Below are 16,335 nucleotides of genomic sequence, written 5' to 3' on the forward strand. Positions count from 1 at the left end.
ATTAAAAAGGAGCAATAATGAGAGATTACGAAACTGGTGAACTTTTAGCAGATAGATATGAAATTATTGAAAAACTAGGTAAGGGTGGAATGGCATCAGTTTATAAAGCTATTGATGCATACACCAGAACAATAGTTGCAGTTAAAGTAATAGCTCCAGAAATTGTTATAAAACCTGTTGGACAAGAGCGATTTGAAATCGAAAAAGAAGCTTTTGCTAAATTAGGAATGAATCCATATGTAGTCAAACTTTTTGATGTTATTCAATCAGGAAGCGAATGGCTTATAATTCTTGAAAATGTTGATGGAGGAACTTTAAAAGACAAATATCGCCAATTTGGAGCAATGACTTTATCAGAAATTAAATATTACTTTTCAAAACTTTGTGATGCGTTAGAAGATGCTCATAATTTGGGAATAATTCACAGGGATATTAAACCTGATAATGTTTTGCTAACTAAAAGCGGTCAAGTTAAGCTTGCCGATTTTGGAATTTCTGTTATGGAAGGTTATGATACAGAAGTTGAAAAAGCTATTGGAACTCCAAAATATATGCCACCAGAAATTATTGCTGCTCAAAAACCAACTCCACAGAGTGATATATACTCGTTAGGAATAATGTTATATGAATTTAGTACTGGAATTGCGCCATTTGTCGGTAAAGAAGCAAAAAAAATAGCTGGTAAACATTTAAGAGAAGCTCCAACCTTTCCGAGATTGATAAACCCAGCTATTCCTCAGAGTCTTGAAAATATAATACTTAAGATGATTGAAAAAGAACCACAATATAGATATCAAAGTGCTTCTGAAGTTAAAAGGGACCTTTTAAAAGTAAAACAAACTGATTTAGTTAAGCAATACACTTATCATAAAAAAGTTTTTTTAATGGCAGGAGATAAGGCTAGAAAATTTAATGTAGGAACTTTTTACAGTAAATTACCATTAATTGCCAAAAATAGATTTTCATTTGCATTATCATTTGTAATACTTTTATCTATAATTGCATTCGTTATTGTCTTAGTATTTGTTTAATATGCAATCAGGAATAGTATTAAAAATATTAAGTGAATTTGTGTATGTTTTTTTTAATAATGATATATACGTTTGTAACTCAAAAGGAATTCTAAGACATAACAAAAAAACACCAATAACAGGAGATTACGTAGACTTTGAAATAATTGATGAGGTCTTACAGCAGGGTTTGATTAAAAATATAAAAAAAAGACGAAATGAGTTATATAGACCTAAAATTGCAAATATTGATCAAGCAATAATTGTAACATCATTGAGAGAACCAAATCTTAATACATTCACTTTGAATAAGTACTTATTTTTCATAGAATCCTTAAATATTGAACCTGTTCTGCTTTTTACTAAAACTGATCTCTTAAATAAAAAAGATTTAGATTATATTAAAGCAGTTGAGTATTCAAAATTAAAATATAAGACAATATTTATAAGTAATGTAAATAAAGTCGATGAAAATTTTAATAAACTTGAAGAAGTGGTAGAAAAAAAAGTATCTGTATTTACAGGTCAAACAGGTGCAGGTAAATCAACTACTTTAAATAATTTAATACCAAATTTATTTGAAAAAACTCAAGAAATATCTAAGTCTTTAAATAGAGGTAAACACACAACAACTAAAAATGAGTTATTTCAATATAACAATGGTTTAATAGCTGATACACCAGGATTTTCATCATTTGAATTTAAAAATATAGATGTATTAGAGTTAGTAAGTGGTATTAGGATATTTTCTCAATACAGTAATAAATGCAAGTTTAATAACTGTGTGCATATAAATACTCCTAATTGTGAAGTGTTTAGACAAGTTGAAGATTCTAAGATTCCTAAATTTATATATGATGATTATGTTAAAGTGATAAATGAATTAAGAGCTTCAATTAAAAAGGGGTAGTTATGAAAAAAACTATAGCAGCAGCAAGCATACTAACAGCTGATTTTTTAAATTTAAAATTAGAACTAGATAAATTATGAAAAGCAAACATTAAATGAATCCACTATGATGTAATGGACTATAATTTTGTACCTAATTTATCTTTTGGACCAAAAATACTATCAGATATTACAAATTTTTATGATTTCAATATTGATATTCACTTTATGGTAAGAATAGATGAAAAATGAAATATAAATGATTATTTAAATTCATTTATGCTAAATAATGTAAAACAATTTACTTTTCATATCGAGTCTCTAAATGATTCTCAAATTAATGAAGTGCAAAATTTTTGTTTAAAAAATAGAATTAATTTTTCATTGGCCATTAACCCAAATACAAGTATTGAAAGAATAGAAAAATACTTTAAAATCCTCGATAATATTCTAGTAATGAGTGTCCAACCTGGTTTTGGAGGGCAAAAATTTATTGAAGATGTGATTATAAAAATCAAAGATTTAAAAAATATTAAAAACAAAAATAACTATAGCTATACAATTGAAATTGATGGTGGAATAAATCAAGAAACATATAAAATTGCTAAAGAAGCAGGTGTTGATATTTTAGTTGCAGGTAGTTACTTAGTAAATAAAAATATTACACAAGAGGAATTGTTTGAAAGAGTGAATCAAATTGAAAAATAAGGCTTTAATCGTTTGTTGTGAAAATGATTTAAATTTGAAAGTATTTGAAAAATCACATTATATAGTTGGTGTTGAAAGAGGATGTTTAGATTTAATTCATAAATCAATATTAATTGATGATGCAATTTCTGATTTTGATAGTGTTACTAAAAAAGAAATTCAACATATAAGAGATAATGTAAAAAACTTTGTTAAGTTAAATGAAGAAAAAGATTTTCTTGATGGTGTTGCAGCAATACAACATGTTATAAATAAATATAATATTAATGATATATCAATAGTGTTAAAACCAACTAAAAGAATGGATTTTAACTTGTCAATTATTGAATTGGTTGAGTATTATAATGTTAAAATAATTAATGATTTTTCATTAGCGTTTAAACTAAAAAAAGGAAGAAATGTATTAGAATACTTTAGATATGATTCATTTAAATACGTCTCTTTATTTCCATTAAAAAACTCAATCATTACAATTAAAAACATGAAATATTGTGTTGAAGAAATGTTGTTTGAAAAACATAAAACAGTTGGTTTTTCAAATGAACTAATAAATCAACTTAATCCAGAAATTATTACAAATGAAGAAGTTATTATTATTTTTACAAAATAAAAAACCTAGAAATATCTAGGTTTTTGTTATCAATAACTGGTGCCCTCTGTCGGACTCGAACCGACATGATTTCTCGGCAGATTTTGAGTCTGCTGCGTCTACCAATTCCGCCAAGAGGGCAAATATAAATAATTAAAAATTATTTAACTAATTGACTATTTTTTTTCAAAGTTCTTAAAGTTCTTGCAGAAACTTTTGTTGTAATAAGTTTTCCGTTTTCATCAATAAGTTTAACTTTTTGTAGATTTAGGTTTCATGTTCTTTTATTTGCGTTCATAGCATGAGATCTTGAATTACTAAACATTGGACCTTTACCTGTTAATGAATCTTTTCTTGCCATTTTAATCACCTCAAATTTTATTTTAATAATAGATTTATAATTTTACGAGCAATATAATTATACATTAATTAATAAATTTAATATAATAATTTGAAAAAACATATAAATTTTATTTTAATATAATTCTTATTGGGGTAAAATAAATTTGTAGAATATATTTGACGTTTTATTTATAAATACTAATAGAATCAAAAAATAGGGAGCGATATTTTTGGAAAGTAAAATAATTGAAACAATTAAAAATACAATATATACAATTCCTGGAATATCTTCTTTTGCGAATTATTTAATTGATTCATATGATATTTCAACAGACGATGTTTCTAATGCAGTAGAAATTTCAAAATTCGAAAGCATATATAAGATAAAGTTACATTTAGTTTTATTTAATGGTGTAAATATAAAAGATGTATTAACAGAAGTCCAATCAAGGCTGAAGTATGAACTTGAAAGAGTTCATGAATTCAAACAAAATTTTATAGTTGATGTTATAGTTGATGATTTAAAATAATTTACTTTGTATTAATTAAAATTATTTTTTTTATATTAAAATGTATAAATAGAAAGTGGAAATTATGAAGCAATTGCAGTTTTTAAAAAGTATGATTACTAGTGGAGTTAATAACGTTTATAATAACTACCCTAAAATTGATAAATTAAATGTGTTTCCAGTTCCTGATGGTGATACAGGAACAAATATGAACTTAACTTGTACAAACGGTTTACAAGAAATCGAAGACGGAAATTATAAAAGCGCTTGAGAACTTATGTCTAAATTTTCAAGAGGGCTTATAATGGGTGCAAGAGGAAACTCAGGAGTTATTTTTTCACAAATAGTAAAAGGCTTCGCAAATGGACTAAAGGAAGATGATAGTTTAACTGCAAAATCTTGAAAAATAGCTTTTAAAATGGCAAAAGAAGTTTCGTATAGTGCTGTTATGAAACCTGTAGAAGGTACTATATTAACTGTAATAAGAGAAACTAGTGAGTCTTTAGACTCTTTAGATGATAATTTAGATCAAAAAGAGTTCTGAAAAAAAGTAATTGAAGCTTCTAAAAAATCACTTGATAAAACACCAGATTTATTACCTGTTCTTAAAGAAGTTGGTGTAGTTGATAGTGGTGGATATGGTCTTGTTAAGTTTTTTGAGGGCATGGAACAATATGTTCGATTAGGTAAAATAATTCAAAGGCTAAAAAAACTTGAAGAAAATACAGGAAATAATATTGAATATGATAACATTGATGAGTTTGGTTATTGTACTGAGTGTATAGTAAATTTAATGGATGATTATATTGATAATTTAAATGTAGATGTTGTTAGAAGTACTCTTGAAGGTTACGGAAACACTTCTATTGTTGCTGTAACAGATAGTGATATATTAAAAGTTCATACTCATGCTTTAATGCCAGGACAAGTATTAACATATATGCAACAATATGGAGAATTTAAATCTATTAAAGTTGAAAATATGAACTTGCAAGCCGAAAAACATACTACAGCTGCAGGTAAAAAAGATTCTGTAATTAAAGAAGTTGATAGAAAAAGACTATTAAAAAATGAAATTGCAACAATTTCAGTCTCAAGATCAAAAGGAATTGCCGACTATTTTAAAGAACAACTAAGTATTGATTATGTAATTGATGGAGGTCCTAAAATGAATCCTTCAACAAATGATTTTCTTGAGGCGATAGAACGAGTTGATGCTAAAGTAGTTTATATTTTTCCTAATGACGCAAATGTTCTTCTTGCTGCAAAACAAGCAAAAGATCTTGAAAAACTTTCTAAAGTAGTTGTTATAGAAACAACTACTATACCTGAGGGAATTACAGCATATTTAAATCTTGACCCTGATGAAAGTATTAAAAAAAATGAATCTGCAATTGCGAAAGTTCTAAAAAATGTTACATCTATATCAATTAATAAAGCTGCAAGGGATTCAAAAATTGATAATGTTGATATTAAAGAAAACCAATTTATGTCTTCTGTTAATAGAAAAGTTTTTTGTGCAGCAGATAGTCTTAATGAAGTCATTGTAAAAGTATTATCTAAGAATATTAGTTCAAAAACTGAAATATTAACAATTTTTACAGGCGCTGACGCAACTTTTAAAGATATTAGTAATTTAAGAAAATTTTTAGATGAAAATTATGATGTAGAATATGAATTAATAGAAGGTGGGCAAGAAGTTTACCTATTTATAATTGGTATTGAATAATAAAATAAAAAAGGATGTTTAAATATGAAAGAAATAATATTAGGGGCGGGGTGCTTTTGAGGAACTCAGGCCTTTTTTGACAAAATTAATGGTATTGTAAAAACAGAAGTTGGTTATGTAAATGGAGTACTTGACAATGTAACTTATGAACAAGTTTGTAGAGGAAATACTGGGTTTATTGAAGTTTGCAAAATATGATTTGACGAAACTAAAATAACTTTAGAAAAAATACTGAATAAATTTTTTGAAATTATAGACCCAACAATTGAAAATAGACAAGGTAATGATATTGGGACACAATACCAATCTTCAATCTTTTACTTAGAGAAAGATAAAAAAACTTTTGAAAATTCTATTTTTAGTGTAATAAAAAATATACAATCTTCATATGATAGTGTGATAAAAACTAGGGTTGATACATTAAAAGTGTATATAAAGGCTGAAGAGTATCATCAAAAATATCTTGATAAAAATCCAACTGGATATTGTCATATAGATTTAAGTAAAGCCAACAATGACTAATTTTTTTATGAAAGAAGAATAAAAATGAGAAATATATCAAAATCTTATTTCAAATTATTCCTTAAATTATGAGTTGAAACTATTGGTATTATAGTATTTTTAACTATGTTTACAATGCTTGTTGTTGGAATGTTAGCAATTCCTTTGCAAATGACAATTAAAACAAACAACATTAAAAATAATACTAATGTTTGAGATCAACAAAGACAAAATATACCCGCTTTCACTAATGATTTTATTGATAATTATTTAATAAATTATAAAGACGAGAATAAAGACATAATTGTAGAAAACAGTCAAAATTTAATAAAAATAAACCTCCCGAATGAAGGGGTATTTTCAAAAACTGCAATTGAAAAAATTGATGAATATACTGAATATGTTAAAAAAAATGATGCAAAAACTTTCTGTGAAGATGTATCAGAAGGAGAAGCAAATGAAGATTGTGTTAATGAATTTACACAATCAGCTAGAGTAGATTTCGCAAGAAATTTAATTGACTCTTTTTTGTTTATGGGAAACGATAAAACTTTAACCATTGCAGACGGAAGCAATATAGAACCAATAAAAATCAAAGAAATATTTACAGATGAAGGAAAATGATTAAATATAAATGGATGAACAACAAGAAGTTTAGAAGACTATGTTGTACACAGTATTTTGAATTCTATAAATAATGATAAAATTAACTATTTGACATTTATGAATATTGTCTATAATGAACCTAAAGAAAATACAGAAAATGAATATTATCAATATTTAATAACTTCTGCTACGAGTTTAGAATATGATGACCAAAGAGAAAATAACATTGTTTTCTCTGATAAAAACAGCAGACTCCCAGTAGCAAACGATGAAGTAATTGTAAATGATAGATATGCAAAACTTTACAAAAAAAACATAAATGACAGTATTTATATTAAGAATAAAAAATTCAAAATAGTTGGTATTGGGTCTAAATATTCTACAATTTCTCCAACAAGATATTCTCAACTTAGATCATCTATTGAAAACTACGTTCAAGTTTATGTAAAAAACAGTTTTTTTTATGAAAGCGATGATAGTTACACATTTAAAAAAATGTTTGCCACAAATAACTATACTTACAGTTCGCAGACAAATAAAATGTTTTTATTTTATTTTGAAAACTATGTAAATTTAATTGATAAAGATTATAACATTAATGATATTTTATCCTCTAAAATTAAAGGCAGTGAAGATGATTGAGAAAATAATTCTTTATTTTACCCAGGTGTTTATTCTTTTAGAGCTTTTGATCAACACAAAAACATAAATGCTTTAACAAATTTATTTATAATGACTTACATTTATTTGGTAATTGGATTAATACTTTTTGTGCTTGGATTTAGTTTTGTAATATTTATATTAAAAAAAGAAATAAATAATACAAGAAATCAATTGGGTGTTTTCAAAGCACTTGGTTATAAGACAAGTCAATTGACTTGGATTTTTGCATTGAAAAATTTTGTCTCAATGAGTTTTTCTTTCATAGTTGGTTATTTATTATCAATTCCGTTTCAAATTGATTCTGCTGAAAAACAATTTAAATCAACGGTAACAATTGATTTTGATAGTATTTATCATGATTATGTATTTTTGTTTGTTCTTTTTATTCTTGTGCCATTGCTTTTTTCTTTATTTGCTTATTTTATTATTTATAGAGTTTTAAATGTAAATGCATTAAGTTTAATCCAACAACAAACAAGAAGAAATAAAAAAAATTACTTATTAATAACATTGCAAATAATATTTTTCCCGACCCTAATATTCACTTTAATTAATTATATTATTTTAAGTAGTTCTAAAAAATATAACAAAAATTTTAATTTCCGGTTACAAAGTGCATTTGTAAGTGATAATAAAGGGAAGTTTGCTTTAATTGTTTCATTATTTGGTATTAGTGCATTTTTATTTACTATGGAATTAAGAGCTACACCTGTACTAAAAAATATGTTTGAATCGGGTTATAATATTTATTCTAAAAATGTAAATCACTTTTATCAATATAATTCTATTAATAATGTAAAATATACTGATAAAGGTTTAATGAGAAACAATGTAAAACCTGATTATAAAATATCATATGATGATGTATCAAATGGTTTAGAAAACTATATAAGTGAAAATATAAATTATTCTAATAAAATTAGTACTTTAATAAATAAAGTTTCAGATTTTAGAAATGATGCTATAAAAAATTCAAATGAGATTTACAAAAAATATTCATGACTTATAAGTAACTTTGCATTTTTAATGTATCCTTTAGACACAGATGAAGACAAAATAGATATCAAAAGTTGAATCGATGAAACAATTTTAGAATTATTGAAAGACCCAAGCGTAGAAAATGTAAAGAATATTATTGATAATAAAATAATGAATAAAAAAAATGTTTTAAGTATCAAACCAATTGAAAATAGTAAAAACACCGGTATATATACTAACGATATTGCAAAGTATGTATGTGTTTCTTTACCAAATTATACTGAAGATTGTAATGACTTAAGCAAATTTAAAGATTTAGCTAAAAAAACTGGAGGAGATTTTGGTAATAAAGATCCAAATTTAGGGGAACAAAGCAAAGTTGCAATTAGTTCAGTTTTAAAAGAATGATTAACTACATTTGCTGTAAGTGATGATATAAATCCTTTCATTGCTGCAAATAAAGTTTTGTATGATAAAAACGAAGAGTCATTATCATTTACAATACCTTTTTATGTTGACGGCAACCCAGATGTAGATTCTTCTGATTCTAAACTTGTGTTAATTGATACAACAAATAAGTATGGTGATGCAAGAAATATATTCAATTTTTCTTCGATAAGTGATAATAGTTATAATAGTTTAAAAGAAGTTAATGATAATTATTTCAATGGTTTGATTTCATATAGACTTTCAAAAATATTAGGTGTGAATACTGGAGATTCATTCGAAGTTAATTTAGCAAATACAAAATACAAAAAAGTTATTAAAGTAGCTGGTGTGATCTCTGACAATACATTAATGCAAGAAATTTATTTAGATCATGATACTGTTATGAAAAAGATTTCAACAAATGTAAATAAAGAACAAGTATATTTTAATAATCTATACAGCACAAAAGTTGCTAGTGAGGGACAAATTGATTTAACCGATATAAAAAAATCAATTGATACCTTTAGGAATAAAAGAGAAATATTTGCCTTTGCAACAACAAATAGTAAACCTTGGTTATCTGCAAACTTAGACTTGTTTATATCTAACTTCTCAAATTTAGCTCCACCTGGTGCGATTAAAAATATTGCAGATCATTTAAAAGAATATGTAATTAGTGCCTATGATCAAAAATACTTTATAAACCCAGGTGTTATAACACTACCTATTTTAAAACAATTAATAAACAGTATTATTGGAGAAGTTCAAAAAGCCTTATTAACTTATATCATAATTGATATATTCTTATTAACGGTTTTATTAATAGTTTTAATGAATGTAATTATTAATGATGCTATAAATATAATTACAGTTATGAGGTCTATGGGGTATTCAAATAAAAAAATTAATTGGATAATAATGGGGAAATATATTATTTTCTCATTTATAAGCTTCTTAATCGGTTACTCCATGTCGTTGCTAACTTGGAAAATTATACAAATAGTAATATGATCGCAATACAAAGTTCTAGTATCCACCCCAACAATTATATGATTACCTTTTGTTTCTGCGATTGTATTGGGCACAATACTTTATATAGGTTGATTTGCAGCAAAAATGCAAATAAGAAAAAAACCCCTAACATTGCTTGTATCTTAAAAAAAATGTAAAATATTTTAAAGGAGATTTAGATTATGCCTTTAAATAAAAATAATAGTTCAAATGAAGTTTGTTGCCCTGGTGGGGCGCATAATTGTTATACTTGTAGAGTTTGTAGTGGGTCATTTCATGGATGTAAAAGTTGTATGAAATGTATAAGTTGTCAAGTATGCTATGAAAAACAGTGCCCATGTTGTGTTGAGGGAAGTTCTCGCCAAAAAGAAAATAAAGCAAAATATAACAAATAGAAAAAAGCAATGATTTATCATTGTTTTTTTTAACAAATAATATTACCATAATAATAATGGAGATAAAATATGGATTTTAAAACAATAGCTTTTGATGTAATGGGTTCAGACAATGGCATAAATCCCGCTTTAGAAGCATCTATACAATTATTAAAAGAAAAAAAAGACTTAAAAATTATTTTTGTTGGTAACGAGGAAGAAATAAAAAAAACATTAACTAAGTTAAAATTTAGCTCCGACAGAATTGAATTTTTAAATACTACACAGTCTATAGAAATGACTGACGGTATATTAGAATTTAGACGCAAAAAAGATTCAAGTATGGTTAGGGCGATAGAGTTAGTTAAAGAAGGAAAAGCGGACGCTGTAACTACGGGTGGTGCGACGGCTCCATATATTGCAGCCTGTCACTTTATAATCAAAGAACTTGAAGGAGTAGATAGACCTGCTTTTATGCCTGTTATTCCAACCATAATTAAAAATAAAGTAACATTATTATTAGATGTTGGTGCAAATTTAGAGTGCACACCAAAAGATTTGAAAAATTTTGCACTAATGGCCAGTGCATATTCAAAAATAGTAAATGATATTAAAAACCCTTTAGTTGGTTTATTAAATATAGGGGAAGAAAAATCAAAAGGTCTTGAATTACATAGAGAAGCGTATAAAGTTTTAAGTGATAGTAAGCAAATTAGTTTCTATGGTAATATCGAACCTAGATACATAACTTCTGGAATAGTTGATGTTGTTGTGACTGATGGATATACTGGTAATGTAGCTTTAAAATCTGCTGAAGGTATGGGTAAAAACTTATTAAATGAAATTAAAACTGCCTTAACCAAAAACATTTTTCGAAAACTTGCTGCATTAAGACTTAGAAAAGCATTTAAAGAAGTTAGTGCTAAGTTTGATTACAAAAATCATGCAGGCGCACTTTTAATAGGTCTTAATAAAATTGCTTTTAAGTCACACGGTTCAAGTGATAAAAGATCTTTTTATGCTACTCTAAAAATGACATACAACGCAATTTCAAATGATGTTGTAAATAAATTGAAAGAAGCTTTAAAAGATGAATAGTATAGTTGCTTTCTTAGAAAAATTTAACATTAAAGTAAACAATAAAAAAGTTTATGAAGAAGCATTAACACACAACTCTTTTGCCAATGAAAATAGACTATCTTGAAACTACCAACGACTTGAATTTCTAGGAGATGCAATAATACAATTAAAAGTTAGTGAAATGTTATTTAAAAAATATCCAAAAGCTAATGAAGGAGTTCTTACAAAAATCAGAAGTGCAATTGTAAGAGAAGAATCGCTTGCAAAAATATCTAGATCTATAAATTTAGGAAATCTTATAAGACTTGGTATTGGAGAACTTGAATCAGAAGGATATAACAAAGATTCTATATTGTCAGACGTTTTCGAATCTTTGACTGCTGCAATTTATTTAGATAATGATAAAAATTATGTAGATAATTGACTAAATAATACTTTATTTAAAGAAATAAGCATAAATAGTTTTGTTGAAGAAACAAATGATTATAAATCAGAACTTCAAGAATTAATTCAACTTGAAATGAGAAATGACTTAGTTTATAAATTAGTATCACAAGAAAAAGATAAGAATAATCAAATTTTATTTACTGTAAATGTAGTTTTAGATAATATGCTTTATGGAGTTGGAAAAGGCACAAGCAAAAAAAAAGCAGAACAACTTGCCGCTAAAGATGCATTATCAAAAATTAAAAAAAGCAAATAAATGAAATTGTCAATTAAAATTGACATTAAAAAGATACTTTCTCCATACGAATTTCGTATGGAGTTTTTTTATGTTTTAATGAAGGTCTAACATAATTATAAAACTCTATATAGTCTGAGATAATTTTATAAATATTTGAATGATGTAGTTCTTTTACTTTATATGTATATATACATTCATTTTTAAAAGTTCCAAAAAAAGACTCACAGGCACCATTATCTGGTGAATTTCCTCTTCGTGACATAGAAATATTTATATTATTAGTTTTACATAATCTTTCTCAAGTTTCATTTGTATATGGTGATCCTTGATCTGAGTGGATTATCTTTGGTGCACCTCTTTTTTTAATGGCGCTTATTAAATTTGTATGACATAATTTATTATTAGGACTAACCGATAACTTTCAATCAATAATTTCTGAATTAAACAAATCCTTTATAACAGATAGATATACGTTTCCATTAATAGTTTTTATATAAGTTACATCTGTTACTCATTTTTCATTTATATTTTTAGATTTAAAGTTTCTATTTAGTAGATTTTCAAATCTTAATGGACCTGATTTATCATAGTTTGGAACTTTCTTTTTCTTCACTGCTTTTAAACTCATTATTTTCATATATCTATAAACAACTCAAGGGTTTAATCTTTCTTTAAAGTATTTGTTTAAAAATAAAGTTATCATATTATAACCATATCTTTTTTTAAACAAGTAAAAAAGGCATCTTATCTTAATTGCTAAAATTCTATTATAATTTTTATACTTTGGTTTTCCGTTTTTAAGTCATTTTAAATATCCATACCTTGAAACTTTTAAATATAAACAAGATAATTTCAAAGAAAACATTCTTTTAACATTAAAAATGGCGAAGTACTTTTCCTTAGTTGTCTTCGCCAAATGCTTTTTTAAAGCTCGTTCCAGTTTCAAAGCCTCTCTTAATTCTTCAATGCTCATATCATCAGGTTCTTTAAAAATTCAATCATGAGATTTAAATTTTTTGATATTTCCTTTTGCTTGTGTTCCGCTACCTCATTCAAGAGCGCCTTCACCTTTAACTTTTACCTCTGATTTTCATCTTTTAATTGTGCTAGTACTAATATCAAACTTTAATGCCGCATTTAAAATACCAATTTTTTTTGATTCATTAATTATATTAAGTTTTTCATTTTTTGTTCATTGTTTTGCCATATAAAAAGAACACCTTTCAATAAAATTTTAACAATAAAAGTACTTTTTTACTGTCAATTTTATTTTAGATGTTCAAAATCATTTATTTTTTATCATAGATATGTTTGTAAGAATTATTATTTGCTTCTTTTAAAATATCTATTATATTTTTAGACTTATTTTTATATAGAGAAATTATAGTTGCTAAATGAACATCGCCCGCACCAGTTGTGTCTAAAACTAGCTTTCATAATTATATTTTATATATTTTATGCTATTTTCTTTGTGACAGTAATATGCAAACCCATCTCCCCCTAAAGTTATAATAATGTCATTATTATTTATTAATTTTAATTTTTTAATACAACTTTCTACGTCTTTTTGATTGGTGTAGTCTTTTGCTTCTTTAAAGTTCATATGCATTATTGGTTTTATATCAGATAGAGTATTAATAAATTCATCTCTAATACTTTTAAACATTGGACTTACAGAAAAATAAATTCTTGAATTTTTTTCCTTTTAAGATAATCTATTAAATACTTTGATTTGTCATTTAATAACTTATAACCATCAAAATATATACAATCATAGTTTTTATCAACCTTTTTAAACCACTTTTCTTCAATTGTATTTTCAACACCGTTTTTTGTTATAAAAGTTCTTTCACCATTTGGAGTTATTAAATTTAAACAATATCCATTATCAGACTTACAATCTTTTAAAACTAATTTACTTCTAAGCTTTTTGACTTCTTTTTTTATTAACTTTGAGATATTTCCGTTACCTATAGGAATAAATAGTTCAATACTATTATTATATTTTTTAACTATTTTAGCAACATTATAAGCGCATCCACCAATTGTTTTCTCTTCATGGTTTGTTCTAACTTGTCCTCCGAGTTCAGGCAAGTTATTAACTTTTAGATTAATTTGATATAATGCAGATCCTATAACTAATATTTTCATTTTTACTTCATTTAAATATATTCAATTATAACAATTTATAAAAGTTATTAAATATGTTTTAACTTTATAAATTATTTTTTATTTCTTATAAAAAATATAAAAAATATATTATTATATAAATGTAAAAAGTGAAAGGTTGTTGTTTATTTTGTATTTACTACCAGATTGATGTTGACAAGAAAAAAACAAATTAAAATGTGATATCAATATAAAGGATTTTAATTTCAATCATTTTGAAACAAAAATTAATAAAAGCATTTACATTGATGATTTATTAAGAAAAAATATTTTAGACTACAATAGTTTGAACCTTGATGGGTTAATTTTGATTGATAGTTTTCCCAAGGAATTTGTGCATAAGCAAAACAATTATTTAGATAAGGTTATAGATCTATATGTAAATAAATTTATTAAAGATTATAATGAAGCAATTAATTTTGGAAATAATTATGAAGTTAGACAGTTGTTTATGAAGCACTGACTAAAACAAAAGACTGTTTCTGAATTAAATTTATTAGTTGAAAATATAAATTATGATATATTCAATATGAAAAAAACTCAAAAAAAAGAATTTAAAAAATATAAAATTTTAAAAGTAATTTAATATTTTTAAGTTTATAAAAATATTTTATAAACTTAAAAACATTTTTTTGTTTATATATATACTTATAAAAGGGGGATATATTATGAAAAAATTATTAAGTTTTTTAGCAGCCTTTTCAATGGTTGCAACATCAAGTGCCACTGTAATTTCTTGTGGTAATTCAGAAGGTGGAGAACAAAGTAGCACCAAAAAAGATTTAGCAACAGCTGTAAAGGAAAAAAATCTTGGATCAATAAAGGGTTCTAATGAAAAACCTACTGTTGATGATATAGTGAAGGCAATAAATGCAAAAAATAAGGATTTAAATTTAACTAAAGAAGATGTTAAATTTAGTGGAGAATGAACAATTAAAAAAGCTAAATTACAAGCAAATGAAACTTCAAAAAATTTTAGTGGAAGTGTTGAAGTAAATTACGAATATAGTGTTAGCAATGCTCAAAGAACACCTTTTGACATTGGATTAGTCTCACAAGTTATTGACAATAAAGATTTAGGTAAACTTGTTAGACCAAACTCTTTTAATGAAGGTTATTTAATGGTTTCAGATATTAAAAATAGGGAAAAAATACATAATGATTTAGATAGATTTATAAGAGCTGTTTTAGAAAAGGCAAAAGGATATTATGATATCGATGCTGATACTATAATGAAAATGATCCAAGTTGAGTATAAAGATAAAGATGGTAATATTATTTCAGAAGATAATAAGGAAATCACTACAATAAGAGGTACAATAATACCTGGTCATGAAGATGATATTGATGGATTCCATGTAACTGGAGAAGTAAACATAAAAATCAAACAATATGCTTCATTTAAAGAACAATACGATGTAACTAACCTTGGAGATATACTTTTCACAGATGTAAATGATAAATATTTAATTGAAAATGATTTAATCACAGCATTTAAAAGTAAAAATGAAAAACTTTCAAGTTTTGAACAATTAGAAATTAGAGAATATGACTTAGAAAAAGGTCAAGCAAAAATTGGAGTACAAATAAATGGTGATTATGATCAAAACCCAGTAAGTATTTCATTTAATAAATCCAATAAACCAGAGGAAGGAAAAATTGGAAAATTTAATTTAGATGAATTTAAAGGGGTTATAAATATGCCATTCTCACAAGAACAAGAAGTTAATGCCGAATCATTAAGTGATTATTTAAATACAGTCGACAATGCAATGGAATTTTGACAATCATTTGTTTCAAATTCAGGAAAATATTTCTTTATTGGACAAAAATCTCAGGAATCAGAAGCAAGTAGTGCTAAGGATGGAACTGTAGATTTAGCACAATTTAAAAAAGATTTTGCAGGAATTGCTGATTTTAGTGTTAATCAAGAAAATACCGAAATAACACTTTCATTTAAAACAACAGCGCTAAATAAATATAGTGGTTATCAAATAAGCGGTAAAACAGTAATTGAAATTGAGTAATTTTAAAAAACAAAAAATAAACTTATATGAAATTGTC

At 25.5% G+C, this 16,335-nt stretch carries 16 protein-coding genes and 1 tRNA gene; 12 read left to right on the forward strand and 5 right to left on the reverse strand.

The features are described from left to right. Positions 1-17 precede the first annotated feature (17 nt). From SLITO_RS01035 to SLITO_RS01050, 4 genes are read left to right on the forward strand one after another with little or no spacing between them, the layout of a single operon-like run. Positions 18-1,031, forward strand: coding sequence for a serine/threonine protein kinase (locus tag SLITO_RS01035; protein ID WP_075057944.1), 1,014 nt, complete (start codon positions 18-20; stop codon positions 1,029-1,031). Between the two features lies 1 nt (position 1,032). Next, positions 1,033-1,920, forward strand: coding sequence for a ribosome small subunit-dependent GTPase A (gene rsgA, locus SLITO_RS01040; RefSeq protein ID WP_075057945.1), 888 nt, complete (start codon positions 1,033-1,035; stop codon positions 1,918-1,920). A 2-nt stretch (positions 1,921-1,922) separates the two neighbouring features. Further along, positions 1,923-2,606 carry a ribulose-phosphate 3-epimerase gene (locus tag SLITO_RS01045; protein WP_075057946.1) on the forward strand — a complete coding sequence of 228 codons (684 nt, stop codon included), beginning with the start codon at positions 1,923-1,925 and terminating at the stop codon, positions 2,604-2,606. Then, a complete protein-coding gene (locus SLITO_RS01050) occupies positions 2,578-3,216 on the forward strand; it encodes a motility associated factor glycosyltransferase family protein (RefSeq protein ID WP_083433321.1) in 639 nt (212 codons plus the stop codon). Before SLITO_RS01045 ends, SLITO_RS01050 begins: the two co-directional genes overlap by 29 nt. 37 nt (positions 3,217-3,253) lie before the next feature. Here SLITO_RS01050 and SLITO_RS01055 read toward each other — a convergent pair. Both SLITO_RS01055 and rpmB read right to left on the reverse strand, forming a co-directional pair. Then, positions 3,254-3,336: transfer RNA gene (locus tag SLITO_RS01055), tRNA-Leu, on the reverse strand. A gap of 19 nt (positions 3,337-3,355) precedes the next feature. Beyond that, on the reverse strand, positions 3,356-3,556 hold the full coding sequence (rpmB, locus tag SLITO_RS01060) for a 50S ribosomal protein L28 (RefSeq protein WP_075057947.1): 201 nt from the start codon (positions 3,554-3,556) through the stop codon (positions 3,356-3,358). A gap of 211 nt (positions 3,557-3,767) precedes the next feature. On the opposite strand from rpmB, the gene SLITO_RS01065 reads away from it, so the two are divergent. The 6 genes from SLITO_RS01065 (at position 3,768) to rnc (ending at position 12,120) form a co-directional block, all read left to right on the forward strand. After that, positions 3,768-4,067, forward strand: coding sequence for an Asp23/Gls24 family envelope stress response protein (locus tag SLITO_RS01065; protein ID WP_083433322.1), 300 nt, complete (start codon positions 3,768-3,770; stop codon positions 4,065-4,067). 64 nt (positions 4,068-4,131) lie between these two features. Next, on the forward strand, positions 4,132-5,775 hold the full coding sequence (locus SLITO_RS01070) for a DAK2 domain-containing protein (RefSeq protein WP_075057949.1): 1,644 nt from the start codon (positions 4,132-4,134) through the stop codon (positions 5,773-5,775). A gap of 24 nt (positions 5,776-5,799) precedes the next feature. Further along, entirely contained in the window at positions 5,800-6,297 is a 498-nt protein-coding gene (gene msrA / locus SLITO_RS01075; protein WP_075057950.1) for a peptide-methionine (S)-S-oxide reductase MsrA, read from the forward strand. 24 nt (positions 6,298-6,321) lie between these two features. Then, positions 6,322-10,110: an ABC transporter permease gene (locus tag SLITO_RS01080; RefSeq protein WP_075057951.1), complete on the forward strand. Its 3,789-nt coding sequence runs from the start codon at positions 6,322-6,324 to the stop codon at positions 10,108-10,110. A 317-nt stretch (positions 10,111-10,427) separates the two neighbouring features. Then, entirely contained in the window at positions 10,428-11,435 is a 1,008-nt protein-coding gene (gene plsX / locus SLITO_RS01090) for a phosphate acyltransferase PlsX (RefSeq protein ID WP_075057953.1), read from the forward strand. Continuing rightward, on the forward strand, positions 11,428-12,120 hold the full coding sequence (rnc, locus tag SLITO_RS01095) for a ribonuclease III (RefSeq protein WP_075057954.1): 693 nt from the start codon (positions 11,428-11,430) through the stop codon (positions 12,118-12,120). Before plsX ends, rnc begins: the two co-directional genes overlap by 8 nt. A gap of 25 nt (positions 12,121-12,145) precedes the next feature. On the opposite strand, the gene SLITO_RS01100 is transcribed toward rnc, so the two are convergent. From SLITO_RS01100 to SLITO_RS01110, 3 genes are all read right to left on the reverse strand, one after another. Then, positions 12,146-13,309, reverse strand: coding sequence for an IS3 family transposase (locus tag SLITO_RS01100; protein WP_075057955.1), 1,164 nt, complete (start codon positions 13,307-13,309; stop codon positions 12,146-12,148). A gap of 219 nt (positions 13,310-13,528) precedes the next feature. Next, entirely contained in the window at positions 13,529-13,768 is a 240-nt protein-coding gene (locus SLITO_RS01105; protein WP_075057956.1) for a hypothetical protein, read from the reverse strand. A 5-nt stretch (positions 13,769-13,773) separates the two neighbouring features. Next, on the reverse strand, positions 13,774-14,253 hold the full coding sequence (locus tag SLITO_RS01110) for a PfkB family carbohydrate kinase (protein ID WP_075057957.1): 480 nt from the start codon (positions 14,251-14,253) through the stop codon (positions 13,774-13,776). 148 nt (positions 14,254-14,401) lie between these two features. On the opposite strand from SLITO_RS01110, the gene SLITO_RS01115 reads away from it, so the two are divergent. Together SLITO_RS01115 and SLITO_RS01120 are read left to right on the forward strand one after the other, a co-directional pair. After that, positions 14,402-14,857 (forward strand): hypothetical protein, encoded by a 456-nt coding sequence (locus SLITO_RS01115; protein WP_144416390.1) that lies wholly within the window; start codon positions 14,402-14,404, stop codon positions 14,855-14,857. A gap of 82 nt (positions 14,858-14,939) precedes the next feature. After that, a complete protein-coding gene (locus SLITO_RS01120; protein ID WP_075057959.1) occupies positions 14,940-16,298 on the forward strand; it encodes a lipoprotein in 1,359 nt (452 codons plus the stop codon). The last annotated feature ends 37 nt before the right edge of the window (positions 16,299-16,335 follow it).

The sequence above is a fragment of the Spiroplasma litorale genome (genome assembly GCF_001267155.1).
Lineage (GTDB): Bacteria > Bacillota_I > Bacilli_A > Mycoplasmatales > Mycoplasmataceae > Spiroplasma_A > Spiroplasma_A litorale.